The 25,623-nt window shown below is 66.2% G+C and carries 24 protein-coding genes; 2 read left to right on the plus strand and 22 right to left on the minus strand.

All coding sequences use genetic code 11. The features are described from left to right. Positions 1–50: 50 nt before the first annotated feature. The 11 genes from NX068_RS07765 to NX068_RS07815 form a co-directional block, all read right to left on the minus strand. The gene (locus NX068_RS07765; protein ID WP_263460721.1) at positions 51–2,342 is read right to left on the minus strand and encodes a catecholate siderophore receptor Fiu; all 2,292 of its coding nucleotides are present in this window, start codon (positions 2,340–2,342) and stop codon (positions 51–53) included. Between the two features lie 298 nt (positions 2,343–2,640). Next, on the minus strand, positions 2,641–3,030 hold the full coding sequence (locus tag NX068_RS07770; RefSeq protein ID WP_263460722.1) for a DUF6746 family protein: 390 nt from the start codon (positions 3,028–3,030) through the stop codon (positions 2,641–2,643). 65 nt (positions 3,031–3,095) lie between these two features. Further along, the gene (locus tag NX068_RS07775; RefSeq protein ID WP_263460723.1) at positions 3,096–4,466 is read right to left on the minus strand and encodes a flavodoxin domain-containing protein; all 1,371 of its coding nucleotides are present in this window, start codon (positions 4,464–4,466) and stop codon (positions 3,096–3,098) included. A gap of 43 nt (positions 4,467–4,509) precedes the next feature. Beyond that, positions 4,510–5,313, minus strand: coding sequence for a DUF4198 domain-containing protein (locus NX068_RS07780; RefSeq protein ID WP_263460724.1), 804 nt, complete (start codon positions 5,311–5,313; stop codon positions 4,510–4,512). Positions 5,314–5,347: 34 nt separating this feature from the next. Then, positions 5,348–5,860 carry a DUF2271 domain-containing protein gene (locus NX068_RS07785; RefSeq protein ID WP_263460725.1) on the minus strand — a complete coding sequence of 171 codons (513 nt, stop codon included), beginning with the start codon at positions 5,858–5,860 and terminating at the stop codon, positions 5,348–5,350. A gap of 19 nt (positions 5,861–5,879) precedes the next feature. Then, positions 5,880–6,587: a PepSY-associated TM helix domain-containing protein gene (locus tag NX068_RS07790; RefSeq protein WP_263460726.1), complete on the minus strand. Its 708-nt coding sequence runs from the start codon at positions 6,585–6,587 to the stop codon at positions 5,880–5,882. Between the two features lie 216 nt (positions 6,588–6,803). Then, positions 6,804–9,209 carry a TonB-dependent receptor domain-containing protein gene (locus tag NX068_RS07795; RefSeq protein ID WP_263460727.1) on the minus strand — a complete coding sequence of 802 codons (2,406 nt, stop codon included), beginning with the start codon at positions 9,207–9,209 and terminating at the stop codon, positions 6,804–6,806. Positions 9,210–9,616: 407 nt separating this feature from the next. Further along, positions 9,617–10,711, minus strand: coding sequence for an alpha-hydroxy acid oxidase (locus tag NX068_RS07800; protein WP_263460728.1), 1,095 nt, complete (start codon positions 10,709–10,711; stop codon positions 9,617–9,619). 8 nt (positions 10,712–10,719) lie between these two features. After that, the gene (locus tag NX068_RS07805) at positions 10,720–12,153 is read right to left on the minus strand and encodes an efflux transporter outer membrane subunit (RefSeq protein ID WP_263460729.1); all 1,434 of its coding nucleotides are present in this window, start codon (positions 12,151–12,153) and stop codon (positions 10,720–10,722) included. Positions 12,154–12,179: 26 nt separating this feature from the next. Continuing rightward, the gene (locus tag NX068_RS07810; RefSeq protein WP_263460730.1) at positions 12,180–14,153 is read right to left on the minus strand and encodes a MacB family efflux pump subunit; all 1,974 of its coding nucleotides are present in this window, start codon (positions 14,151–14,153) and stop codon (positions 12,180–12,182) included. After that, complete coding sequence (locus NX068_RS07815; RefSeq protein ID WP_263460731.1) at positions 14,150–15,586, minus strand: efflux RND transporter periplasmic adaptor subunit; 1,437 nt, start codon at positions 15,584–15,586, stop codon at positions 14,150–14,152. The genes NX068_RS07810 and NX068_RS07815 overlap by 4 nt, the downstream gene beginning before the upstream one ends. A gap of 277 nt (positions 15,587–15,863) precedes the next feature. On the opposite strand from NX068_RS07815, the gene NX068_RS07820 reads away from it, so the two are divergent. Continuing rightward, the gene (locus NX068_RS07820) at positions 15,864–16,859 is read left to right on the plus strand and encodes a cytochrome-c peroxidase (RefSeq protein ID WP_263460732.1); all 996 of its coding nucleotides are present in this window, start codon (positions 15,864–15,866) and stop codon (positions 16,857–16,859) included. A gap of 125 nt (positions 16,860–16,984) precedes the next feature. Then, positions 16,985–17,401, plus strand: a complete 417-nt coding sequence (locus NX068_RS07825; protein ID WP_263460733.1) for a Fur family transcriptional regulator — start codon at positions 16,985–16,987, stop codon at positions 17,399–17,401. 79 nt (positions 17,402–17,480) lie between these two features. Here NX068_RS07825 and NX068_RS07830 read toward each other — a convergent pair whose 3' ends face one another. The 11 genes from NX068_RS07830 to NX068_RS07880 all read right to left on the minus strand — a co-directional run bounded on the left by NX068_RS07830 (position 17,481) and on the right by NX068_RS07880 (position 25,607). Continuing rightward, complete coding sequence (locus NX068_RS07830) at positions 17,481–17,909, minus strand: ExbD/TolR family protein (RefSeq protein WP_263460734.1); 429 nt, start codon at positions 17,907–17,909, stop codon at positions 17,481–17,483. Continuing rightward, positions 17,910–18,677 carry a MotA/TolQ/ExbB proton channel family protein gene (locus NX068_RS07835; RefSeq protein ID WP_263460735.1) on the minus strand — a complete coding sequence of 256 codons (768 nt, stop codon included), beginning with the start codon at positions 18,675–18,677 and terminating at the stop codon, positions 17,910–17,912. A gap of 4 nt (positions 18,678–18,681) precedes the next feature. Continuing rightward, the gene (locus tag NX068_RS07840; protein ID WP_263460736.1) at positions 18,682–19,434 is read right to left on the minus strand and encodes an energy transducer TonB; all 753 of its coding nucleotides are present in this window, start codon (positions 19,432–19,434) and stop codon (positions 18,682–18,684) included. Positions 19,435–19,596: 162 nt separating this feature from the next. After that, entirely contained in the window at positions 19,597–20,076 is a 480-nt protein-coding gene (gene bfr / locus NX068_RS07845; protein ID WP_263460737.1) for a bacterioferritin, read from the minus strand. Then, on the minus strand, positions 20,073–20,312 hold the full coding sequence (locus tag NX068_RS07850; RefSeq protein WP_263460738.1) for a (2Fe-2S)-binding protein: 240 nt from the start codon (positions 20,310–20,312) through the stop codon (positions 20,073–20,075). The genes bfr and NX068_RS07850 overlap by 4 nt, the downstream gene beginning before the upstream one ends. 41 nt (positions 20,313–20,353) lie before the next feature. Beyond that, positions 20,354–20,596, minus strand: a complete 243-nt coding sequence (locus tag NX068_RS07855) for a hemin uptake protein HemP (RefSeq protein WP_263460739.1) — start codon at positions 20,594–20,596, stop codon at positions 20,354–20,356. A gap of 148 nt (positions 20,597–20,744) precedes the next feature. Continuing rightward, entirely contained in the window at positions 20,745–21,674 is a 930-nt protein-coding gene (locus NX068_RS07860) for a CysB family HTH-type transcriptional regulator (RefSeq protein WP_263460740.1), read from the minus strand. Then, complete coding sequence (locus NX068_RS07865; RefSeq protein ID WP_263460741.1) at positions 21,671–22,774, minus strand: sulfate/molybdate ABC transporter ATP-binding protein; 1,104 nt, start codon at positions 22,772–22,774, stop codon at positions 21,671–21,673. Before NX068_RS07865 ends, NX068_RS07860 begins: the two co-directional genes overlap by 4 nt. Next, the gene (cysW, locus tag NX068_RS07870; RefSeq protein WP_263460742.1) at positions 22,771–23,670 is read right to left on the minus strand and encodes a sulfate ABC transporter permease subunit CysW; all 900 of its coding nucleotides are present in this window, start codon (positions 23,668–23,670) and stop codon (positions 22,771–22,773) included. Before cysW ends, NX068_RS07865 begins: the two co-directional genes overlap by 4 nt. After that, entirely contained in the window at positions 23,670–24,506 is an 837-nt protein-coding gene (gene cysT / locus NX068_RS07875; RefSeq protein ID WP_263460743.1) for a sulfate ABC transporter permease subunit CysT, read from the minus strand. The genes cysW and cysT overlap by 1 nt, the downstream gene beginning before the upstream one ends. 306 nt (positions 24,507–24,812) lie before the next feature. Then, on the minus strand, positions 24,813–25,607 hold the full coding sequence (locus NX068_RS07880; protein ID WP_263460744.1) for a MetQ/NlpA family ABC transporter substrate-binding protein: 795 nt from the start codon (positions 25,605–25,607) through the stop codon (positions 24,813–24,815). Between the last annotated feature and the right edge of the window lie 16 nt (positions 25,608–25,623).

Genomic DNA, 25,623 nt, shown 5'->3' on the forward strand with positions numbered 1-25,623 from the left:
TGAAAAAACCGCCCGCCGATGAAGCCTGGCGGGCGGCAAGGAGAGCAGCTTCAGAACTGGAAGTTCGCCGACAGCAGGGCCGAACGCGGCGTGCCCGGCGTGTAGCGGCCGCCGTTGTTGTTCATCGACGCGACGTACTTCTTGTCGGTGAGGTTGTACACGTTCAGCTGCAGCGAGACGTTCTTGCTGATCTCGTAGGATGCCATCGCGTCATACACCCAGTAGTCGTCGACCTCAGGCATGTTGGTGGTGGCGGTGGCGTTGTTGGACGAGCGCAGCATCGAATCGACGTAGCGCGCACCGCCGCCGACCGTCAGGCCGAAGGGCAGGCGATAGGTGGTCCATGCGGTGAAAGTCAGTTCCGGCGACCACTGCACCGCGTTGCCCTGCTGGCTGGTGCTGCCTTCCTTGACGTCGGTCTTCATCTTCGCCAGGCCGGCCGACACCTGCCATGCCGGCGTGATCGCGCCGACCAGGCCCAGCTCGATGCCCTTCACCGTCTTCTTGCCCCATTGGGTGACGTCGCCGGTGACCGGGTCGGTCTGGGTGAGATCGTTCTTGTTCTCGGTACGGTAGATCGCGGCAGTGAAGGCGAGCCGTTCGTCGAGCAGATCCCACTTGGTGCCCAGCTCGATGGTCTTCGCTTCCTGCGGGTCCATGTTCGGGCTGTTGATGCCGGTGGCGCTGAGGGTGAAGTTCGAGCCGCCCGGCGGTTGCTTCGACGTGGCGTAGGCGGCATAGATGCTGCCGTTGGCCGCCGGCTTGTACAGCGCGCCGACCTTCCAGCTCGTCAGCGTGTCCTTGGCGTCGATGTTCTGCGGCACCAGGGTGCCGACCGGCAGCGTCGGATGGCTGGTGGCGGTGGAAGCGACGGTGTTGCGGGCTTCGGTGCGGTAGCGGTCGAGGCGCACGCCGGCGGTGAATTGCCAGCGGTCGCCGAGCTTGGCGGTGTCGAACAGGTAGGCGCCGATGGTCGTCGTCTCGCCGTCGGCCTTGCGTCCGTCCGTGCCCAGGTCGTAGTTGCTGACCGGATCGTGGCGGCTGGGGTTGTACAGATTGCCCGGTACCATGCTGCCGGCGCCGGTCAGGGTCTTGGTCAACTGGCGCTCGTGGATGAATTCCAGGCCGGCGCTCAGCGAGTGCGTCAGCGCGCCGGTGCTGAACTCGGTCGTCAGGTTGGTCTGGTTGGTCAGCAGTTCGTTTTCCTGCCACTTGGTCTGGCGGCTGCGGGTCACCGTCCATGTTTCGGGGTTGTTGATGTTGCCCGCGTTGATGCCGTTCGGATTGGTGGCGCTGGAGTTGGCGCTGCCGGGGGCGGTCAGCAACAGTTCGTGCCGCACCTTGCCCCAGCGCGAAGTGTTGCGCACCGTGGTGCCGGGCGCGATGTCGTGCTCGATCTTGACGGTGAACATGTCCAGGCTGACGTCCTCGAAATCGTGCTTGGAGCCGTAGAAATTCTCGGTGTCGACCTTGCGCGCGCCCACGCCGGCGGCGGCGAGCGCGGCGTTGTAGTAGCCCTTGAGTCCGACCGTCGGGATGCCGCCGTCGGGCACGTTGTCCTGTTCGACGTGCAGGTAGGACAGCGTGGTGCGGGTCGGCGTGTTGAGGCCGAAGGCGATCGAGGGCGCGATGCCCCAGCGGTTGCTTTCCAGGTGGTCGCGGCCGGCGACGCCGCCGTCCTGCTTCATGACGTTGAGGCGGAAGGCCGAGGTTTCGCCGAGTTGCCGGTTCACGTCGGCGGTCATGCGCAGGTTCTCGGCAGTGCCGTAGCTGATGCTGCCGCTCAGCGCGTTGTCGGCGAAGGGCGACTTGGACGACAGGTTGACGTAGCCGGACGGCGCGCCGCGGCCGTTGTCGGCGCCCACCGCGCCCTTGGAGATCTCGATCTGCTCGACGTTGAAGGTGTCGCGGCCGAAGTTGCCGAGGTCGCGCACGTTGTCGATGAACACGCTGCCCGAGGTATCGAAGCCGCGCATGAAGATGTTGTCCTTCTGGTTGCTGTTGCCGCCTTCGCCCAGCAGCAGGGTGATGCCCGGGGTGTTGCGCAGCGCTTCGGTCAGCGAAGTGGCCTGCTGCTCGCGCAGGATTTCCTTCTTGATCACGGTGATGGTCTGCGGCGTGTCGACCAGCGGCTGGGTGAACTTGGGCGAGGACACCGTGTCGGCCTTGTAGGTCTGTTCGCCGGTGGCGGTGACTTCGACTTTCGGCAGCGTGGGCGTCTGGGCGGCCTGCTGGGCCGCGGCGGTGCCGGGCAGGGCCAGGGCGAGAAGGGTGAGGGCGGTGGTCTGGTGCAGGCGCGGCTGCTGCGGCAAGGCGTGTTTCTGGCTCTCGATGTGGGCCATGGGATATCTCCGTCAGTGGGGGCAGGAAGTAAACGCTGGCTGGCTTCCTGGCCGGGAGACATCCGGTTGGGTGGCTGGCTATTTTGTGGAAGCGAATAATAACGATTCTTGTTTTCGAAACATAATAAAATTTATTGAACTTTTTGAGATGTTGTTGGGATACAACAATGCCCCGCTGTCGACGTTGATGCAGGAAACGAGGCGGCCCCCTCGGCCGGGCACTTCTTCCATGAAGGGAGGAAGTGCCCGGCCGAGGAGGCCGCTCGGGACAGACCCGGTCGGAGAGACCGGATCAGGCTCAGGGAAGAAGCTTCTCGATCCCGCTCAGATAAGCCCTGCCGTAGTCGATGACGGCGTCGCGGTCCTGGCCTTCGCTGGAAAAGTGCATGTCGGTGACGATCTTGTGCAGGCGCTTGGCCTCATCGCCGCCGAGCGCCAGCAGCGCGTCTTCGAGCGTGTAGCACAGGCTGTGGACGTCATGGATGTCGTATTCACCCATTTCACCGTCCAGTAGTTCCTTCAGCTTGGCGTTGGTCTCGCGCAGGATGGCGATCGTCTCGTCCTTCGATTCGCCCTTCTTGGCTTCGTAGTGGTTGACGCGCGGTGCGCTGTCCTCGGCGTGCACGGGCAGGCTGCCCAGTGTGCCGAAAGCGGCGAGGGCGAGAATGGCGAAGCTTTGCTTGATCATGCTTTCTTCCTTGTCGTCGAGTTGAATGGAATCCTGGGCATGACGGCCGCAGCGGTCCGTCATGTTCAATAGATGTCGCGGCGGTAGCGGCCTTCGTGCGCCAGCCGTTCCAGGCTCTCGGACCCGAGGATGGCCAGAAGGGTTTCATGTACCGCCGGACCCATGCCCACGGCATTGCCGCAAACGTAGATCGCCGCCCCGCCATCGACCCATGCGCGCACCGTGTCGGCAGCGCCGGCGAGGCGGTCCTGCACGTATTCCGCCGGTTCGTCGCGCGAATATACGCGATCGCAGCGGGCCAGCAGGTCCTGCCGTTCGAGCGCCTCGGTTTCCGCGCCGTGGAAGTCGTCGAAAGCCTTGTTGCGCTCGCCGAAGATCAGCCAGTTGCGGCCGTCGCTGCGGCGGGCGCGCAGGCGCAGATGGGCGAGCAGGCCGGCAAGGCCGGTGCCGTTGCCGATCAGGAGCAGCGGCCGCTCGGCATTGTCGCCGATGCGGAAGTTGGGATGGGGGCGGATGCGCCCGCGCAGCACCAGGCCGGTGCCCGACGCGTCGGCCAGCAGCGAGGACATCACGCCCGGAGTGCCGTCGGGCCCTTTCATCTGGCGCACCAGCAGGTGAACAGCGCCGTCTTCGGGCAGCGACGCGATCGAATAGTCGCGCGGCGAGCTGCCTTCGCCCGGCGGGTACAGTTGCAACAGGTCGCCTGCCTGCCAGTCGGGCAGCGGCACCGGGCGGGCGTCCGGCCCGTCGCTGTCGACCGCTTCCAGTTCGACGTGCCAGGCCGGCTCGCCGGCGCTGCCGGGGTTGAGGTGGCGCTGGCTGCGCAGGCGCCAGAAGCCGAGTGCCGGCAGGGCGCTTTCGGGCAGTTCGGCGAGGCCGGCGAAAGCGGCCAGACGGTGGCGCCAGGTGGCGAGCGTATCGCCGTCGGCGCGATCGATGTCGATGCGCGGGAACATCGGCGTGGCGCCGCAGGCTTCCAGCCAGGCGTCCAGGCGGCGGCCGAAGCCGCAGTAGTTTGCATAAGTGGCGTCGCCGAGAGCGAGGAGGCCGTAGCGAAGCTCGGCCAGCGACGGCTCCAGCTCCATCGTGCGCTTGACGAAACGCGCCGCATTGTCCGGCGCGTCGCCTTCGCCGCAGGTGCTGGCGATGAACAGGGCCTGGCGGCAGGCTTTCAGGCCGGCGGCGTCAAGCGCGTCGAGCGCGCACAGGCGCACGCCGACGCCGGCCGATTCCAGCGCCGTGGCCGCTTCCTCGGCCAGTTCGCGGCCGAAGCCGCTCTGGCTGGCGAACGCCACCAGCACCGCGTCGGCCCCCGTCGCATTGTGCGCGGCGGCGCGCTTGCGATGGCCGTGCCAGATCCGCAGACAGAAGGCCGCGTAGGCGGCGATCACGCCCGCAGCCGGGCCGATGCGGCTGATTTCGAGACTGCTTATCATCGGCATTCAGGCGGCCCGCCGACGAGCGGCGGGCCGGCCTCGATCATTGCGCCAGCACTTCCAGCGTGGTGACGTAGGACAGGCGGCGCTCGACGTTTTCCATCGTCGCGCTCTTGCCGGTGACGCCGGCCTTCAGGTAGTACATGCCGGGGTGCTTCCAGGTGTGGCTGATCTGGCCGTCGGCATTGGTGGTGAGAGTGATCTTTTCCAACTGGTCGCGGTAGCGGGTGCCGGCGCGGATCATCTCCACTTCGATGCCGGCGGCGGGCTTGCCGTCGACGGCGAAGGTGAACACCGCAGGCGAGTCTTCATACAGGTCGTTCGGATGGGTGACCGGCACCAGTTCCAGGCCCTGGCCGGTCGGCTTGACGTCGGTGGGGCGGCCGACGGTGACGAAGGTCTCGAGCCGCGACACGCTTTCGCGGATCGTCAGTTCATCGGCCTTGGCCGGCACGTTTGCCGCCATCTCGGCCTGGGCACCGCGCCAGCGCTTGGTTTCGCCGCCTTCCTTCCAACTCGCCATCAGGCTGGAGTTGGCGATCGCCAAGCGATAGGTGCCGGCGGCCTGCAGGTTGGCGTCGAACACCGTGCGCAGCTTGCCCTGCACCATGCTCTCGGGCTCGACTTTGGCGCCGTCGGGCGAGACGATGGCCAGGTTGTCGCGGATGCCCAGCGGACGGTAGTTGAAATAGAAGATGTCGTTGGACACGGCCGCGTCGACGGTGATGTAGCCGGGGCTCGACAGCACGGTGGAGGACGGCAGCAGCCAGAATTCGTGTGCCTGTGCGGCCGGCACGGCGGCGGCAAGGGCGAGGGCGGCAACAGCGAAGTGCTTGTTCAATTTCATGGGATTTCTCTCCTCGGGTCGGATGGCGGATGGATCAGGGCTTGAGCTGGACGGCGATGGTGCCGAGTTCGTGTTCACCACGCACTTCGTTGCGGGTGGCCGAGGCCGGCGGCCATTGCAGCGGCACGGTCACCACTTCACGGCCGCCGTGCTCGCGCGAGGCTTCGACGACGAGGCGGTATTCGCCCGCCGCCAGCTTGCCGAGCGGTGTCTGGCCTTCGGTGAAGCTCAGCTTGTGCACGCCGGGGTTGCGGGTGGCGGCGGTCACGCCGTCGACCGGCTGCTCCAGGTCGCGGCCGGTGCGGCGCCACCACAGGCGCATGTCCTTCAGCCATTTGGCGCCTTCGGCGTTGCGCATCTTGACGTCGTACCACACGGCCAGGTTGGCGGCGACCGAGTTGTCCGGGCGCTCCAGCCAGGCGGCGACATAGGGGCGGCGGTAGTCCGATACGTCGATGCGCGGCAGTTCGATGTCGACCTCGATGCCGGCGGCGAACGCGGAACTGGCCGCGAGCAGGCCGGCAGCGAGGAACAGGGGTTTGTGCATGGGTGACTCCTGGGCGGGGTTAATGGACGAAAAGCAGGATGAGCACGGTGGGCAGCACGATGCCGAGCCCGACGACGGGCCATACCGAGGCGCGGTTGGCGGCATGGACCTGCAGGATCAGCAGGCCTGTGACCGAGAACACCACACAGGCCACGGCGAAGATGTCGATGAACCAGCTCCAGGCCTCGCCGGAATTGCGCCCCTTGTGCAGGTCGTTGAGCCAGGCGATCCAGCCGCGGTCGGTGAGCTCGTATTCCGCTTCGGCGCCCTGCAGGTCGAGGCGCAGCCAGGCGTCGCCACCGGGACGGGGCAGGGCGAGGTAGATCTCCTCTTCCGACCATTCCGCGTCCCGGCCGGACACCGAGATGCCCAGCGCTTCGGCCACCCAGCCGGCGGCATCGGCCGGCAGCGGCCGCTCCGCCGGGGCATCCTCGTCGGCGGCCATCCGGCGCAGCGCTTCGGCCACGGCGTCGGGCACGACGGCCGTGCGGGTCTCGATGACGGGCTTGGATTCGATGGCGCCGGAGTGGTTGAGCGTGATGCCGGTGATGGCGAACATCAGCATGCCGAACAGCGACACCGCGGAGCTGATCCAGTGCCATTGGTGCAGCGTCTTGAGCCAGTTGCCGCGGCGGGCCTGCTGGCGGGCGACGGCTTGGTGGCCGGACGCCGGAGTGGAGCTTGCGTTGGGCGTGCGGCGGCTCAGGGAGTCGGGAGAGGTCGGCATCGGTAAAGCGCGGTTCCGTCGGTTCGAATGCCCGATGCGGTGTACGTAGCCGCTGGATGTCGGGACCATGAACCGGCGATTCTAATGTTGATAATCATTCGCAACAATAAGGTTTTCCGAATTTGTTGTAGTTTTTTGTACGTCGTGCGCCCTAAAAGAGAGAGCCGCGCCGGCTGGGCCGGCGCGGCTCGTCATGCAAGGCAGAAGACCTCTATATCAGAATCGGGCGTTCACGCTGATCCAGAAGTTGCGAGCCTTGTCCTTGTTGTTGTAGTCGTCGAGGTAGGTCACTTCTGAAGGCGAGGCACTGCTGTCGTATCTTCCGTCGCCATTGAGATCGTTGAACGTGGTCCGGTAAGTGGTGAAGTCGCGGTCGAGCAGGTTATTGACGCGGGCGTTGACGGTGATGTTGTTGTTCACCTGATAGCTTGCGCCAAGATGGAAGACTTCGTAGTCCTTGTAGTGTGCTTCCTCGTCGTTGATCACGCCGCGGTAGCGCTTCGAACGTGCTTCCATGGTCAGGAAGACGTTGAGTTTGTCCATCGCCTGCCAGTCCAGCGTCGCGTTCATCATGTGCTTGGCGGTATTGTTGAGCGGACGTCCCTTGTTGGCGCCGCTCTTCTGCTCGCTGTCGGTATAGGTGTAGTTGCCGCGCAGCCCCCAAACAGGCGAGATCTGCCAGCGGCCGGCCAGCTCCACACCCTGGATCACGACCTTGTCGATGTTTGTGGCCTTGCTGGAGTTGGCATAGCCGAGGTCAGCATAGTCGCCCGTGCTGGCGCACGGCAGCGAGGTATTGGGGCCGCAAGGCTGTGAGGAAATCTTGTCCTTGAAGTCGTTGCGGAAGATCGTGGCGTTGAAGCTGTGGCCGTTCGGATGGTTCCAGTACGCTGCCAGTTCGGTGTTGCGGCTGGTTTCCGGTTCCAGATCCGGATTGCCGAAGAAGGGGAGTGTGCCTTGGCTGCCAAAGCCGGTGATACCGTCGTACAGATCGGTGGTCTTGGGCGTCTTGAAGCCGGTCGACACGCCACCTTTCAAGGTCCATTGCGAGTTCAGGTTGTAGATACCATAGACGCGCGGTGAAACCTGGTTGCCGAAGATGTCGTGGTCGTCGTAACGGATGCCGGCGGTGAGCGTGAAGGCCTCGGTCGCCATCCAGTTGTCCTCGATGAACAGTGACCACATCTTGTGGTCCTGGACCTTGCCCGGTGTGCCGGACTCCATGCCGAACACGCCGTCCTTCAGTTCGCCGTCGATGACCTGGCCACCGATGACCAGCAGGTGATCACCTGCGAAGTTCTGCAGCGGAATGTCCAGCCTCGCGTCCAGCGTGTATTGATTGCTCTGCAAGGTACGCTTGGGCCGAGGCAGGAAGGTCGCTTCGGCCGCGGCCCTGCGGTCTGCTTCGCTCACACCGGCCCAGGCCCCCCTGCCGAAGTACATGTCGCTCAGTTCGTTGCGTTCGGCCACGGTGAAGGGCATGGTGCGGCCCTTGTTGTCGGTTTCGACGTAGGACAGCGAGATGAAACTGTTACCGAAATCCCACTTGCCTTCATGGGTCAGCGACCAGGCGTCGCGGGTGAATTTTTGCTCGTCTACGTATCCGACGCGAGGGCCGACACGGCGGCTCCAGGTGCCCCCGTTGTTGGCGCACGCACTGGCATTGGCGCCGGAGGCGCCCTGGCAGTAGTTCTCCGCCCGCCAGACAGTGCCAATGCTGTCCACCGTGCCGAGCGGGAAGCTGGAAGCTCCTGTTTCAGGGTCGACGATGGGTTTGTTGTCGTACTTTTGCCTGGAGATGTCGTAATCGAAAGTGATGCGCTGGCGTGCGTCGGGCGTGAAGAACAGGCTGATGCCATAAGCCTGATTGGTGTTGTCGACGGTCTTGCCGCCGCCGCCGAAGCCGAGAGTCCGGCGATGAACATCTCCGGCAGGGTCGGTAACCGACTTGAATTCTGGTGTGGAAGGTTCGCGGTCGTAGTAGCTACCGCGCAAGGCCACGCCGAGCTTGCCGGGCAGGATCGGGCCGCGGATGGCGAAGTCGGTGGTGGTGTCGTCGCCAAAGTCGTTGTCCGACTGGAAGGTGCGGCCGACCGTGACCGAGCCTGTCCACTTCGTGATGTCCTTCTTGGTGATGATGTTGATGACGCCGCCCATTGCGTCGGCGCCATACAGCGTGGAGGCGGGGCCGCGGATGACTTCGATGCGTTCGATCGCGTCCAGCGGCGGGATGTGGTTGAACTGGTTGCCACCGAAGCTGTTGGGGTAGATGTCGCCGTGGTTGTTCTGGCGCTTGCCGTCGACCAGGATCAGTGTGTACTCCGAACCCATGCCGCGCATGCTGATCGTTCTTTGGCCGGTCTTGTCCGAAGTTTCGCCGACGTCCACGCCTTCCAGCTCGCGTACCGCGTCGATCAGGGTCATGTAAGGCTTCTTGGTGAGCTCTTCCTGAGTGACGACCGAGATGCTGGCCGGCGCATCGGTGATCTTCTGTTCGAAGCCAGCCGCGCTGACCACCACCGAGCCGAGCTGCTGTTCCTGGGCGAAGGCTGCGCCGGCAGGGAAGATCAGACCGATCAGCAGGGCAGTGCGCCGCAGGCGCGGAATTGCAGTATGTGCCATGAAACGAAGTCCTTGGTTGATGTCAAGAGAATTGGCTGGCTTCCCGACAGGCACATAAGGGGGACCTAGGCTGCAGGTGGCTGGCTACGATTTGTCAAATTTATGCAAACAATAATGATTCGTAACAAGCATTGCAAAGATTTGTTCGTTTTTGTGACGAAGTTGGCTTCTGTTTTGTTGCAATAATGAAACACATATGACGAATATGTGTCGGTCCGGATCGAGCCGTTCATCGTGCCGGCAAGGCATGGCTGCCGTGCAGCCGTTGCGGTATGGCGGGCTTCAGCTACAGCGGCGATGAAGCACGATCGGTCGGAGAGGAAGACGCTGGGCGCATGAAGCGCCTGCGCAAGGTTGCTGCAACGGCGCTGACCAGCGTGCGCCCGCTGGCGATCAGTCCGGGCGCGTCAGCCCTGGCGCCGGATGTCCGCCAGCGTGGCGCAGCCGGTGAGCGCCATCGCGATCTCGAGTTCGTCGCGCAGCAGGCGCAGCACGTGGGCGACGCCGAGCGGGCCGGCGGCGGCGAAGGCGTGCAGCCAGGCGCGGCCGATCATGACGGCGTCGGCGCCGCGGGCGATCGCCTTGACGATGTCGGTGCCGCGGCGGATGCCGCCGTCGAGCAGCAGCGGCACGGCGCCGCCGATGCGGTCGGCGATGGCGGGCAGGGCGTCGATGGTGGCGGGCTGGGTGTCGAGCGTGCGGCCGCCGTGGTTGGAGACGACAATGGCGTCGATGCCGGCGGCGACGGCCAGTGCGGCGTCGTCGGGGTGCATGACGCCTTTCAGGATCACCGGCAGGCGGGTGGCGGCGCGCAGGGCGTCGAGATCCTTCCAGGTGGGGGCGTGCGCCATCAGGCGGTCGAACACCTGGCTGCCGCCGGCCGGCAGCGGCGGCGCGGCGGGCTGCGGCATGCCGCGCAGGTTGGCGGCGTCGATGCCGGCCGGCAGATGGAAGCCGGCGCGGTGCTCGCGGTTGCGCGCGCCGGCGACCGGGGCGTCGACGGTGATGACCAGGGCAGAGTAGCCAACGGCTTCGGCGCGTTCGATCAGGTGGCGGTTGAAGCCGGCGTCGGGCTGCACGTAGAGCTGGAACCAAAGCGGGCCGGCGGCGTGGCGGGCGATGTCTTCGAGCGTGCAGCTCGCCAGCGTGCTGACCACCATGCAGGCGTCGAGCGCGGCGGCGGCCTGCACGGTGCCGGTTTCGCCGGCCGGATGGGCGAGCTTCTGATAGGCCACCGGCGCCAGCAGGATGGGGTGGGCGAGCTTGTGGCCGAGCAGTTCGAGCCGGGTGTTGCCGCCGCGCACGTCGGCCAGCACCCGCCCGCGCAGCGGAATGCGGTCGAAAGCGGTGCGGTTGTCGCGCAGCGTGATCTCGTCGGCGGCACCGCTGCCGATGTAGGCCCAGGCGTTGTCATCCACCCGGGCGCGGGCCTGGGCTTCGTAGTCGCCGACGGCGGCGATCTCTTGCGGAATGGCGCTCAGCTTGGGCAGCGGGGTGGACATCGGTGGGTTCAGCCTTCGGTCGTGTCGGTCGGGGAAGGCGGCACGATCCAGCCGCCGCCGAGCACTTTATACAGGTCCACCGCGGCGTTGAGGCGCGACAGGCGCTGCTGCACGATCGAATCCTGCACCGAGAAGAGGCTGCGCTGGGCGTCGAGCAGCGAGGAAAGGTCGTCGCTGCCCTCGCGATAGCGCAGCTCCGAGAGCCGCAGCGCGCGTTCGTATTCGGTACGGATGGCGAGCTGGGAGGCTTCCTGCTGCTGGCTGCGTTCGGCATTGGCGGCGGCGTCGTCGACTTCCTTCAGGGCGGTGAGCACCGCCTTGCGGTAGTTCTCCAGGACCTGGCGGCGTTGCGATTCGCTTGTCTCGACCGCGCCGCGCAGCCTGCCGCCGTCGAAGATCGACTGCAGCAGCGAGATCGCCAGGGTGCCGCTGGAGACCGGATTGGAGAGGTTCAGCAGGCCGAACTCGCCGCTGGAAAGCCCGCCGCTGGCGCTCAGGCTGAGCTTGAGCGGGAAGAGCGCGGCACGGGCGACGGTGATGTTGGCATCGGCCGCCGCGAGCTGCGCTTCCGCGGCCGCGAGGTCGGGGCGGCGCACCAGCAGTTCGGCCGGCACGAAGGGCGCGACGTGGGGAATCGCGAGCGGATCGAGGTTCCTCCCGGCGACGTCGAAGCCGACCGGCGTGGAGCCGACCAGGATCGCCAGCGCGCGCAGCAGTTGGCGCTCGGTGACTTCCAGCGGCAGGATGGCATCGCGCTGCGACAGCACGGTGCCGCGCTGGCGGCTGAGATCGAGGGCCGAGGCGGCGCCGTTGCGGTAGCGCGCCTCGACGATCTTGAACAGGCGTTCGGCGATGGCGAGGTTTTCGCGGGCGATGTCGAGCCGCGCACGTTGCGACAGGATCTGCGTGTAGGCATTGACCACGCCCGCGACCAGCGACAGCCGGGTGGCCTCGTAGTCGTAGCGGGTGGCGGCGAGGCTGTAGCGCGAGCCTTCGTAGCGCGCGATGTTGCTGCCCCAGACGTCGATCTCGTAGCTGATGCCGAGACTGGCCTGGGAGCCTCTGCTGTTGCTGGAGCCGTCGCTGTCGCGGCTGCCGGTGGTGCTGGTGTCGAGGCGCAGATCGACGGTCGGGAACAGCGAGGTACGGGCACTGCGGGCGGCGATCTCGGCCTGCAGCACCCGTTCGGTGGCGACGGCGAGATCGGGGCTGCCGGCGAGCGCACGCTCGATCAGGGCATCGAGTTCGGCCGAGCCGAACTGCCGCCACCATTCGGCATCGATCGAACTGGCGGCAGCCTCGCTGGCGGCGGCTTCGTCCCAGGTGGCGGGGATGTCGAACGAGGCGCCGGGGTGGGCGATGGGCAGCGCGCAGCCGCCGACGGCGAGCGCGGCGGCGACGGCCAGCATGGCGGGCAGGGTGCGGAGATGCGGAGCGGACATGGATGAGCGGAAAGACGGGGAGGGGGTCACTCGGAGGCCAGCGCGACGACCGGATCCAGCCGGGCGGCCTTGCGCGCCGGCAGGTAGCCGAACACCAGGCCAGTGGCGAAGGCGCAGCCGAAGGCGAGCACGACCGGCAGCAGGGTGTATTTCACCTGGGTGCCGAAGAAGGCGATGATGGCCGCGGTGCCGAGCCCGGCAGCGACGCCGATGGCACCGCCGATGGCCGACACCACCAGTGCCTCGATCAGGAACTGCTGCAGGATGTTCCTCATGCGCGCGCCGGTCGCCATGCGGATGCCGATTTCGCGGGTGCGCTCGGTGACCGACACCAGCATGATGTTCATGACGCCGATGCCGCCCACCAGCAGCGAAATCGCCGCCACGGTGCCGAGCAGGATCGTCAGGGTGTTCTGCGTCGCCGACACGGTGTCGATGATCGAGGCCATGTTGCGGATCTGGAAATCCTCCCTGCCGTGGCGATTGAGCAGCAGCGCGTGGACCTCGTCCTGGGTATCGTCGATGCGGTCGACGTTGGCCACCGCCACGGTGACGTTGCGCAGGAAGCGCTGACCGGTGATGCGCAGGCTGGCGGTGGTGTAGGGCATGAAGATCACGTCGTCCTGGTCCTGGCCGAAGGCGGTGGCGCCCTTGCCGCTCATGGTGCCGATCACCTGGAAGGGGATGTTGTTGACCACCACGTACTGGCCGATGGGGTCGGCGCCGGCGAACAGCGCGTTGGCGACGGTCTGGCCGAGCACGGCGACGGTGGCGTAGCGGGAGACGTCGTCGGCGCTGAAGAAGGTGCCGCTGGCGACCGCCCAGGTGCGCGCGATGACGTAATCTTCGGATGTACCGTTGATCTGGGTGCGGTGGTCGTTGCTGCCGTAGCGCAGCGTGACGCTGCTCGACTGCTCTGGCACCGCGGCGCGGATGTTCGGCAGGTCGCGGATCGCGTCCACGTCCTCGGGCACCAGCGTGGCGGTGTTGTCGCGCCCGCGCTGGTTGGGTGCGCCGGGGCGGATGGTCAGCAGGTCGGTGCCCATGGCGCTGATCTGGTCGACCACTTTCTGCTTGGCGCCGTCGCCGATGGCGAGCATGGCGATCACCGAGGCGACGCCGATGACGATGCCGAGCAGGGTCAGGATGGTGCGGAACAGGTTGGCGCGCAGCGCGCGCAGCGCGGTGCGGGTGGCTTCGACGATGTCGGTCAAGGACGAGCTGCGGTCCACCTGCGGGCTGAAGTCGGGCTCCGGGCCTTCGGGCCGCCGCGGGCCGGGGTCGGCGACGACGTGGCCGTCGCGGATCTCGATGACGCGCTGAGCCTGCTCCGCCACTTCGCGGGCGTGGGTGATCAGGATGATGGTGTGGCCGTCGGCGGACAGCTGCCGCAGCAGCTTCATGACGTCTTCGCCGCTCTTGCTGTCGAGCGCGCCGGTCGGTTCGTCGGCAAGGATGATGCGGCCACCGTTCATCAGCGCGCGCGCGATCGAGACGCGCTGCTGCTGGCCGCCGGAGAGCTGGTTGGGGCGGTGATGGCTGCGTTCGGCGAGGCCGAGCGCGTCGAGCAGGGCTTCGGCGCGGGTGTGGCGCTCGGCCGGCGGCATGCCGGAGTAGATCGCCGGCACTTCGACGTTTTCACGTGCGGTGGCGCCGCCGATCAGGTTGTAGCTCTGGAACACGAAGCCGAAGGCTTCGCGCCGCAGGCGGGCGAGCTCGTCGCGGTCGAAACCGGAGACGTCCTGGCCCATGAAGCGGTAGGTGCCGCTGGTGGGGCGGTCGAGGCAGCCGAGGATGTTCATCAGCGTCGATTTGCCCGAGCCGGAGGCGCCCATGATGGCGACGAATTCGCCCGGATGGATGGCGAGGTCGATGCCGTGCAGCACGCGCGTCTCGACTTCACCATTGACGAAAGTCCGCGTGATGCCGGACAGCTCGATCAGCGGCTGGGCGGCTTTTGCCGCCTGCGCGCTGGCGGGAGAGAAAATCTCGCGCTTCACAGCCGCGGTCCCGGACCCATCATCGGCGGGCGGTTGCCGCCCGGCTGGCCACCGGGCTGGTTGCCACCCGCTGTGGCGACGCCGGCCACGACCCGATCGCCCTCTTCGAGGCCGGACAGCACCTGCGCAGCGACCCGGTTGGAGATGCCGATGGTGATGAGGCGCTCCTCGATGCTGTTGTCGGGCCTGAGCACCCGCACCGTGGCCTGGCGCGCTGCGCCGGTGGCGGCCTGCATACCTTCGCGCGGGCCTCGGCCGGTGCGCCGGAAGGCCTCGCCGGCGCCGCCGGCTTCGGCGCCCGCCTGGGCGCGAGGCCCGCGGCGTTCGCCATCCGGCCTGCCGGGGCGGCCGGCGTCGCTGCCGTCTCCGGCTTCGGCGGCTGTCCGCATGCGTGGTGCCGGGCGCTCGTCCCCGGCCGTGTCGGCCCCGGCGCCCTGCGGACGCAGCGGGCGGATCTGGCTCAGCGCGCCCAGCGGCACCTGCAGCACGTCGCGCGCCTGGGCAACGATGAAGTAGACCTGGGCGGTCATCTGCGTCATCAGTTCGCCGTTGTCGTTGGGCACGTCGAACAGCGCGTTGTACAGCACGACGTTGTTGGTGACGGTGGGCGTGGGTTCGATCTTGGCCAGCTTGCCGTACCAGCGCTTGCCCTGGCCGCCCAGCGTGGTGAAGTAGGCGTCCATGCCGGTGCGCAGCCGGCTGATGTCGGCCTCCGACACCTGGGTCTGCACCGTCATCGTGGTGAGGTCGGCCACCTGCAGGATGGTCGGTGCCGACTGGTTGGTGTTCAGGGTCTGGCCCTGGCGGGCGGAGATGGATACCACGGTGCCGTTCATCGGCGACAGGATGTTGGAGTACTGCAGGTTGGCCTCGTCGGCGCGCAGGCTGGATTCGTTCTGCTCGATCTGGGCACGCAGCGCTTCGAGCGAGGCTTCGGCCGACTTGGCGTTGGCTTCGGCCGTCTGCAGGCTTTCCTGGGTGGTGGCGTCCTCGGCCATCAGCGCTTTCTGGCGGCGAAGCTGGATGCGGGCCAGCGCGAGCTGCGCCTCGCGGTCCTTGAGCGTGGCGCGCAGGTTGCGCAACTGGGCGCGCGAGGCATCGACTTTCGACAGGTACACGGTGGAGTCGATTTCGCCGAGCAGGTCGCCTTCCTTGACCACCGAGCCGACTTCGACGTGGATCTTCTTCAACTGGCCGGAGACCTGGGCGCCGACATCGACGTAGTCGCGCGGCTGCAGCGTGCCGGTGGCGGTGACGACGTCCTCGATGTCGCCGCGCTGCACGCTGGCGAACTGGTAGGCAGCAGCGCCGTTGCTGCCGGTTAACTGCGACCAGGTCAGCCAGGTACCGGCGCCGGCAAGGGCGAGCAGCAGCACGACGAGGCCGGTGCGCAGGGCGCGGTTCTTCTTCGGGCGGGAGGGTGGGGCGGTCATCGTTTGCGTCGTTCAGTGGTTCGGAATGGGGCGGGCGCGGCCTGGAATGCCGGTACTGCGCCCCGCGGCCAGGATTGGACGCCGCCAAGCATAGTGACTGGCCTGTGTCGGCGTGTATCGAATTGCAGCCCTTGCGTGACAAGCGACCGTTGCAAGTGAATGTTTCTTGATGCCGGTCAACAAACGGTCCGGAAGAGCTGGGTCTAATGGCCGTGGAAATTTAGACGTCGTCTAAAAACGGCGGCAGAGCACTTTCAAGCGCACAAGGAGAATCAACATGAGAATCAAGGCAATCGCGGCCGCTACCGCACTCGTCGTGGCCGGCTCCGCATGGGCTGCCACGGTCCGCGACGAGCCGATCCAGCCGATCGAGCCGGCCAAGGTCGTCAATCCGGCGATGGTCGAACTGGGCAAGAAGCTGTACTTCGATCCGCGCCTGTCGCGCTCGGGCTTCATCTCCTGTAATTCCTGCCACAACCTGTCGATGGGCGGCAGCGACAACCTGAAGACCTCGATCGGCGACAAGTGGCAACAGGGCCCGATCAACTCGCCCACCGTGCTCAACTCCAGCCTGGCGGTGGCGCAATTCTGGGACGGTCGTGCGGCCGACCTGAAGGAACAGGCGGGCGGCCCGATCGCCAACCCGGGCGAGATGGCCTTCACCCACGATCTGGCAATCGATACGCTGCGTTCGATCCCGGGCTATGTGTCCGAGTTCAAGTCGGTGTTCGGCTCCGCGGCGATCAACATCGACAAGATCACCCAGGCGATCGCGGCCTTCGAGGAAACGCTGGTGACGCCGAATTCGCCGTTCGACCAGTGGCTGAAGGGTGATGACAAGGCGCTGACCGACCGCGAACTGGCCGGCTACGGCCTGTTCAAGGAAAGCGGCTGCGTGGCCTGCCACAACGGCCCGGCCGTGGGCGGCACCTCGTTCCAGAAGATGGGCCTGTTCGAGCCGTACAAGACCAACAACCCGGCCGAAGGTCGTGCTGCGGTCACCGGCAAGGACGAAGACCGCATGAACTTCAAGGTGCCGACGCTGCGCAACGTGGAACTGACCTATCCCTACTTCCACGACGGCGAAGCCGCGACGCTGGAAGAGGCGGTCGACATCATGGGGCGCCTGCAACTGGGCCGCAAATACAGCGAGCAGGAAATCGCCGACATCGTCGCCTTCCTGAAGACGCTGACCGGTGACCAGCCGACCTTCGTGATGCCGCTGCTGCCGCCGTCGTCCAACGACACGCCGAAGCCGAACCCCTGGCAGTAAGGGGGGGCCGATGGTCCGGCCGTTCCGTGCTGACGGAATGGCCGGGGTTTTTTTGCAGGGATGGCGCCACGGCGCGTGGCACCATCCCGACGACAAGATCGAGGTCCGGACGGGCCCAGAGAGACATGAACGTTCACACCACAGAAGATGCGATCGCCTGCCTGCGCAGCGTCGGCGTCCCGATCACCCAGCAGCGCATCGAGATTGCGCGCGTGTTGTTCGCGCGCCCCGTCCATCTGTCTGCCGACCAGGTGCTGGAGCGGGTGCGCGTCAACGCGCCCGAGACTTCGCGCGCCACGGTCTACAACACGCTGCGCCTGTTCCGCGAGAAGAACTTGGTACGCGAACTGATCATCGATCCGGACCGGGTGGTGTTCGATTCGAACACCGACCCGCATTACCACCTGTACGACGTCGATACCGGTGAAGTGCGCGACGTTGCCGCCGATGAACTGAAGGTCGTCGGCGTGCCGCGCCTGCCCGAGGGCGCCGAACTGGAGCATCTCGACGTGATCATCCGGGTGCGCAGCAAGCGCGGCTGAGTGTGCCGGTGCCGGACGTGCGTCGGGCCGCAGGATGCGGCCCGACTTTCCGTGCTGCCTTTATCTACCGCTCAGCCGCTCATTCGGCGGGTGCGCTTTCCGGCAGGGTGATGAAGCCCATCTTCTCGATGCCGGCCTCGCGCGCCTGCGACATGACTTCCGCCAGCTTCTGGTAGCGCGTCTCGCGGTCTGCACGCAGGTGCAGCTCGGGCTGGGGCTTCTGCTCGGCCGCCGCCTGCAGGCGCAACGGCAGCGCAACCTGGTCGAGCGGTTCGTTATTCCAGAACAACTGGCCTTCGCCGTTGATCGCCAGCGACACGGTTTCGGGCTTTTCCTCGTTGGGCTGGCTCGACGCCTGGGGCAGGTCGATCTTGACCGAGTGCGTCAGCAGCGGTGCGGTGATCATGAACACGATCAGCAGCACCAGCATGACGTCGATCAGCGGAACCATGTTGATTTCGCTTTGCAGGGGACGGCTGTCCCCGTTGTTGAAGCCGCCGAATGCCATTTACGCTGCTCCGCTGGCCGGCGCGGCGCTCGCTGCCGGAGCCGCCGAGCGCTCCTTGGCGGTTTGCGCCACGCTCACCGGGGCGATGCGGGCGCCGGTCGAGAACCAGGCCTGCAGGTCGTGGGCGAAGGCATCGAGCTCGGACAGCTCGACGCGGTTGGCGCGGGTGACGGCGTTGTAGGCCAGCACTGCCGGGATCGCGACGAAGAGGCCGAAGGCGGTCATGATCAGTGCTTCGCCGACCGGGCCGGCAACCTTGTCCAGCGTCGCCATGCCCGAGGTGCTGATGTTGACCAGCGCGTGGTAGATGCCCCACACCGTGCCGAACAGGCCGACGAAAGGTGCGGTGGAGCCGATCGAGGCCAGCACGGTCATGCCCGATTCCAGGCCGGCGGTCGACAGCGCGATCGACTTGCGCAGGGAACGGGTCAGGACTTCGTCGGCATCGAGCTTGCTGCCCAGCGTGTCGTTGCCGGCATGGCGGCGGATGTGTTGTGCTGCGGCCGCGCCCTGCTGGGCGAGGGCTTCGAAGGACGAACCGGGGGCCAGTTCGCTGAGCCGCTTCAGGCCGGCGTCGAGGTTAGGGGCGGTCCAGAAGGCTTCGATCGCGCCCACCTGGCGGCGAGTGCGCAACTGGCGCAGGCCGCGCACCAGAATCAGATACCAGCTCGCGATCGACATCAGCATCAGGATCACAGCGATGCCACGGATTACGAGGTCGGACTGCTCCCACAGATGAGCGATGCCGAAGGCTTGCGTTGCTTCCATTGTTTCAGTTTCCAGTGAGTTTGAAGACGATCGGTACCAGCACCCAGGCCTCGATCGGTGTGTCGCCGCGCTTGGCGGGCACGAAGCGCCAGCGGCTCACGGCCTGCTCGGCGGCGCGGTCGAGGCGTTCGGAGCCCGAACTGGTGCGCACTTCGATGCGGCTCGGCATGCCGTCGACCGATACCAGCACGCGCAGCATGACCTGACCTTCTTCGCGCAGCCGGCGCGACAGCGGCGGGTAGGGCGGTTTCGGGTTGTTGAGGTAGTCGGCGTCGAAACGCGCGCCGGTGACCGGCCCGCCGGTGGGAGGGCCGGGCGGCGCCGAACTCACCGGAGCGGCTGCGACCGGTGCGCTCGGCGCAGCGTCGGGGACTGTGGTGGTTTCGGGCGGACTGGGGTCGGGCGGAGCTTCTTCCTGGGTCACCGCAGTGGGCGATTCCGTCACCTTGGGCACCGGCTTGGGCTTGGGTTTCGGCTTGGGTTTGGGAATTTCCTTCGGCGGCGGCGGAGGCGGCTTGACCTCCGGCTTCACCGGCTCGGGCGGAGGCGGCGTCTCGACCGGCGCGGGGGCGGTCTGTTCGATGGCCGGCTCGGCGGGGATCAGTGCGACGGCGATGCTGGTGAGTTCGGGTACGTCGACGGGACGGTTCGCCAGATGCGCGATGCCCGCCATGCCGGCCAGGTGGGCAATGACGACCAAGCTCGCCAGACCTATGCGCTGGACGCTGCTGCCGTATGAGACGTGGGGAGTGGCCAATAATGAGGATCCCGCCAGCGTATCAGCGGCTTCTTGTCGAAGCGTGAGCGGATCGGGAGGCGGGTAGAGTGGCAACGTGAGAGCTGGGGCAGCGGAAGTCATCAGTAGGAAAAAATGCGCCCCGCAGGGCGCATGCCGTCAGGCGAATTTCAGTCTTGGGGCTCAGGAGGCCTGCGGCTCCATCTGCGATTGCAGGTAGTTCTGCAGGCCCACGCTGTCGACCAGGCCGAGTTGGGTTTCCAGGTAGTCGATGTGTTCTTCTGTGTCGTCGAGGATGTGTTCGAACAGTTCGCGCGACACGTAGTCCTTACAGGACTCACAGTACTGGATGGCTTCGACGAGGTTGGCACGGCCGCCGAGTTCGAGCGTGAGGTCGCCCTGCAGGCATTCGGGCACGTTCTCGCCGATCAGCAGCTTGTCGAGGTTCTGCAGGTTGGGCAGGCCTTCGAGGAAAAGCACGCGCTCGATGAGCATGTCGGCGTGCTTCATTTCCTCGATGGATTCGTCGTACTCGTGCTTTCCGAGCCGGTCGAAGCCCCAGTTCTTGTACATGCGGGCATGCAGGAAATACTGGTTGATCGCGGTCAGTTCGATGGTGAGCTGACGGTTCAGGTACTGAATGACTTTCTTGTCGCCTTTCATACGGCCTCCAGGGCAAGCGGGAACATGGGCCGGGCGAACATGGGGGTGCTCGCTTCGGACGTACTGTTGTGTTCCGCCAGCGCCGAACGCAGACAGTCGTGCGCACAACGCGCACAACGCCCGCACTCGGCCGTCACGCCCAGATCCCGGCGCAGATGGCGCAGGGATGTGGCTCCCTCGCGCACGGCGGCGACGATGTGGCGTTCGGTGACGGCGTTACACACACAGACGTACATATTCTAGCCTCGCTGCTCGATTCCGCCTGAAGGTCGGCGATTCACTTGGTCAGGATCAGCTTCCCGGAACGTGTTGCGCGCAGCACGTAATGAACTCCCAGATGCACGATGGTCACCGCGTTCCGTCCGGCGAGCAGTACATCGGTCGACAGGGGCGTGCCGGCGGGCAGCGGCCAGGGCCTGGGGAGCGCTGGATCGCCGGACTGGAACCGATCGGCTGGCGCCGGACCCTCATCCTGTCGGGAATGCATTTTTGTGCTTGCACCAATAATAACGATTCGCATTACATCACGCATTACCGGGGAGAGTCAATCCTGTCGGTGAAGGCGGTGCCGGAGGGCAGCGGAAAAGCGGTTTGCGGCGCTGCGCGAAGCTGCAGGAAAGGGGCTTCGAGAGATGGGAGCGCGCGCGAATCGATGCCGCGCAGCGGGGCTATGCGCTGGTGCTGCTGACCGTGTTGGCGACGACGGCCTCGGTCAGCTCCGGCGAACACAGCTCGATGAAGCGGTAGGCGAAGCCGCGCAGGTAGTGGCCGCGGCGGACCGCGATGCGGGTGATGTTCTCGGCGAACAGCCCGTCGCTGTCGAGCTTGCGCAGCCCGGGGTCGCGTTCCGGGCTGAAGGCCATCGAGGCCAGGATGCCCACGCCCAGCCCGAGTTCGACGTAGGTCTTGATCACGTCGGCGTCGAGCGCGGACATCACCACTTCGGGTTTCAGCCCGGCACCGGCGAAGGTCTTGTCGATGCGGGTGCGGCCGGTGAAGCCTTCGTGATAGGTGATGACCGGGTATTCGGCGATCGCTTCCAGTGTCAGCGGCCGGACGGCTTCGAGAGGATGGCCCGCCGGCACCACCACCGCGTGCTGCCAGCCGTAATACGGGAAGGTGGCGAGCTCGGGCACCTCGGCGAGCGCTTCGGTGGCGACGCCGACGTCGGCTTCGCCGTCGAGCAGCATCTGCACGATCTCGTCCGGGCTGCCCTGGTGCAGCCGCAGATGGACCTTGGGAAAAGCCTGCTTGAAGGCGGCGACGATCTTCGGCAGCGCGTAGCGCGCCTGGGTGTGGGTGGTGGCGACCGTCAACTGGCCTTCGTCCACGTTGCTGTACTGCTCGGCCAGGCGCTTGATGTTGGCGGCGTCGAGCAGCATGCGCTCGACCACCACGACCAGTTCCTTGCCCGGTGCGGTGAGGCCGAGCAGGCGCTTGCCCTTACGGGTGAACAGCTCGACGCCGAGCTCGTCCTCCAGGTCCTTGATGTGTTTCGACACGCCCGACTGCGAGGTGAACAGCGCATTCGCCACCTCGGTCAGGTTGAAACCGCGCCTCACCGTCTCGCGGATGATGCGCAACTGCTGGAAGTTCATTTCCGGGCTCCCGCCGCCGTGGCATTCGCCGCATGCCGTTGTTCGAAGATGCTGAGGCGGGAGGGTAGCAGGCGGACGGCCTGTCCTTCTTCCAGCGCGAGTTCGGCGGCGCGCTCGCGGGTGAGCTCGACCTCGAAATGCTGGCCGGTGGCGCCGTTCAGGCCGTCGAGTTCGACGCGCGCGGTGACACCGAAGGACAGCACGCGGCTGACCCGGGCGGGGATGCCCTGGTTCGCCTCGGCGCCGACGGCGATGTCCAGCTCGTGCGGGCGGGCGAAGGCGATCACTTCCGCGCCTTGGCCGAAATCGTCCGCGGCATGGAGCAGGTGGTCGTCGCCGACGCGCAGGCCCTCGCCTTCGACGCGGCCGTGGAAGAAGTTGACCGCACCGAGGAAGCCATAGACGAAGGGCGTGGCCGGGTGGCGATAGACCTCTTCCGGGGTGCCGATCTGCTCGACATTGCCGTGGTTCATCAGCACCACGCGGTCGGCGACTTCCAGCGCCTCTTCCTGGTCGTGGGTGACGAAGATCGAGGTGATGTGCAGGTCGTCGTGCAGCTTGCGCAGCCAGCGCCGCAGCTCCTTGCGCACCTTGGCGTCGAGCGCGCCGAAAGGCTCGTCGAGCAGCAGCACGCGCGGCTCCACCGCCAGCGCGCGGGCCAGTGCGATGCGCTGGCGCTGGCCGCCGGAAAGCTGCGACGGGAAGCGGTCGGCCAGCCAGTCGAGCTGCACCAGGTTCAGCAGTTCGTGCACCTTGTCGGCGATCTGCTTCTCGGACGGCCGCTCGCGGCGCGGCTTCATGCGGATGCCGAAGGCGACGTTGTCGAATACCGTCATGTGGCGGAACAGCGCGTAGTGCTGGAACACGAAGCCGACCTGGCGGTCGCGCACGTGGGTGTCCGAGGCGTCCTCGCCTTCGAGCAGCACCTGGCCGCCGTCGGCCTGTTCGAGGCCGGCGATGATGCGCAGCAGCGTGGTCTTGCCGCAGCCCGAGGGGCCGAGCAGGGCGACCAGTTCGCCGGTCGGGAAGTCGAGCGAGATGTCGTCCAGCGCGGTGAAGGTGCCGAACTGCTTGCGGATGTTGCGTACCTGGATGCTCATGATGCGTCGTCCTGTGAATTGCGCCAGGCTGCGGCGGCGCGGTGTTCGACCCAGGTCTTGATGCCCAGGGTCACCAGCGCCAGCAGGGCCAGCAGCGAGGCCACCGCGAAGGCGGCGGCGAACTGGTATTCGTTGTAGAGAATCTCGACGTGCAGCGGCAGGGTGTTGGTCTCGCCGCGGATGTGGCCGGAGACCACCGATACCGCGCCGAACTCGCCCATCGCCCGCGCGTTGGTCAGGATCACGCCGTACAGCAGGCCCCACTTGATGTTGGGCAGGGTCACGTGCCAGAAGGTCTGCAGGCCGTTGGCGCCGAGCACGATCGCCGCTTCTTCCTCTTCCTTGCCCTGTGCCTGCATCAGCGGGATCAACTCGCGGGCGATGAAGGGGAAGGTGACGAACACGGTGGCGAGCACGATGCCCGGCACGGCGAAGATGATCTTGATGTCGTGTTCCGACAGCCACGGCCCGAACCAGCCCTGGGCGCCGAACACCAGCACGTAGATCAGGCCGGCGATGACCGGCGACACCGAGAACGGCAGGTCGATCAGCGTGATCAGGAAGTGCTTGCCGCGGAACTCGAACTTGGCGATCGCCCAGGCCGCGCAGACGCCGAACACCAGGTTCAGCGGCAGCGCGATGGCGGCTGCGAGCAGGGTCAGGCGCAGGGCCGACAGCGCGTCCGGATCGACCAGCGCGGTGGCGTAGGTTTCCCAGCCCTTGCGCAGCGCCTCGACGAACACCGCGATCAGCGGCATCAGCAGGAACACGGCGAAGAAGCTCAGCGCCGTGCCCAGGATCAGCCACTTCACCAGCGGCGTTTCGCGTGTGGCGGCGCGGCTCTCGAAGCGGGCGGCCTGGTCGCCGCCCAGGTGCATCGTGGTGGCGGCGGCCATCAGCGGTCCCTCCCGGTACGTTTCGCCGTCCATGCCTGCAGGCCGTTGATGACGAGCAGCAGGATGAAGGACAGGATCAGCATCACGGTGGCGATGGCCGTGGCGCCGGTGTAGTCGTATTGCTCCAGCTTGGTGATGATCATCAGCGGGGTGATCTCGGACACCATCGGGATGTTGCCGGCGATGAAGATCACCGAGCCGTATTCACCCACCGCGCGGGCGAAGGCGAGGGCGAAGCCGGTCATCAGCGCCGGCAGCAGGATCGGCAGGATGACGTGGCGGAAAGTCTGCCAGCGCTGGGCGCCGAGGCTGGTGGCGGCTTCTTCCAGTTCGGTGTCGAGGTCTTCGAGGATCGGCTGCACGGTACGCACGACGAAAGGCAGGCCGATGAACACCAGCGCCACCAGCACGCCGAGCGGTGTGAACGCGACCTTGATGCCGAACACGTCGAGGTACTGGCCGAGCCAGCCGTTCTTGGCATACAGCGCGGTCAGCGAGATGCCGGCCACCGCGGTGGGCAGGGCGAAGGGCAGGTCCACCAGGGCGTCGATCAGCTTCTTGCCGGGAAAGCTGTAGCGCACCAGCGCCCAAGCCAGCATCAGCCCGAACACTGCGTTGATCGCGGCGGCGAGCAGCGACATGCCGAAGGACAGCTTGTACGAGGCGACGACGCGCGGCGCGGTGACGACGTTCCAGAATTCGCCGAAGCTCAGCTCTGCGGTCTTCAGGAACACCGCGGCGAGCGGGATCAGCACGATCAGCGACAGGTAGCCGAGGGTATAGCCGAGCGTCAGGTTGAAGCCCGGCAGCACGCGGAAAGTCTTGGCGGCCGACATCAGCGTACCGCCGCAGGCGTGTGGGGACTTCGGCCGGCGCCGGGGGCAGGCTCAGCAGCCAGCCCGTGCGTCAGGCCGGCAGCGGGCGGGAAGGAAGGGGAAAACGCTGCGACTGGCCTGTCGGGCAGCGCCGGCAGGCCAGGGGAAGAAGCCGGGAACGGCATGATGATGACTCCAGCAAGTAATGGCTGGGGAGTCTACAAGTGCCGTAATCAGGCAAAAAATAATAAAAACCGAATTCGATATGAAGATTTGTGCTTTAGGAAAGCACGGCCCCCGCGGACGAGGGCCGTGCCATTGCAAGCATCAGAAGGCCGGCACGACCGCGCCCTGGTACTTGTCGGCGATGAACTGCCGGACTTCGGGCGAGGTCAGCGCCGCCGCCAGCTTCTTCATTGCCGGGCTGTCGGCGTTGTCCTCGCGGCCCACCAGCAGGTTGGCGTAGGGCGAACTGGCGTCCTCGATGAACAGCGAGTCGGTGATCGGGTTCAGCTTGGCCTGGATCGCGTAGTTGGTGTTGATCAGCGCCAGATCGACCTGATTCAGGATGCGCGGCAGCGTGGCGGCTTCCAGCTCGCGGAACTTCAGCTTCTTCGGGTTGGCGGTGATGTCGCGGGTGGTGGCAACGACGTTGCCCGGATCCTTCAGCGTGATCACGCCCTGCCTGGCCAGCAGCAGCAGCGCGCGGCCGGAGTTGGAGGGGTCGTTCGGCAGCGCGACGGTGCCGCCTTCGGGCAGGTCGGCGAGCGTCTTGTGCTTGGTCGAGTAACCGGCGAAGGGCTCGACGTGAATCTTGGCGACGACGACCTGGATGTCGTTCTTCTGCTTCTTCTTGAACTCGTCGAGGTAGGGGCCGTGCAGGAAGAAGTTGCCGTCCACCCGCTTCTCGTTGGTCTGCATCGACGGCTGCACGTAGTCGGTGAAGACCTTGACTTCGAGGTCCACGCCTTCCTTGGCCAGCATCGGCTTGACGAATTCGAGCAGCTCGGCGTGCGGCACCGGCGTGGCGGCGATGACCAGCTTGTCCGCGGCGTGGGCGGAGGCGGTGAAGGCGAGCGCGCCGACGGCGGCGCACAGCAGTTTGCGAAGGGTGAAGGACATGTGGGGCTCCGGGGTT

Origin of the sequence: Thauera carbonicopians (assembly GCF_025699485.1) — a bacterium.
Lineage (GTDB): Bacteria > Pseudomonadota > Gammaproteobacteria > Burkholderiales > Rhodocyclaceae > Thauera.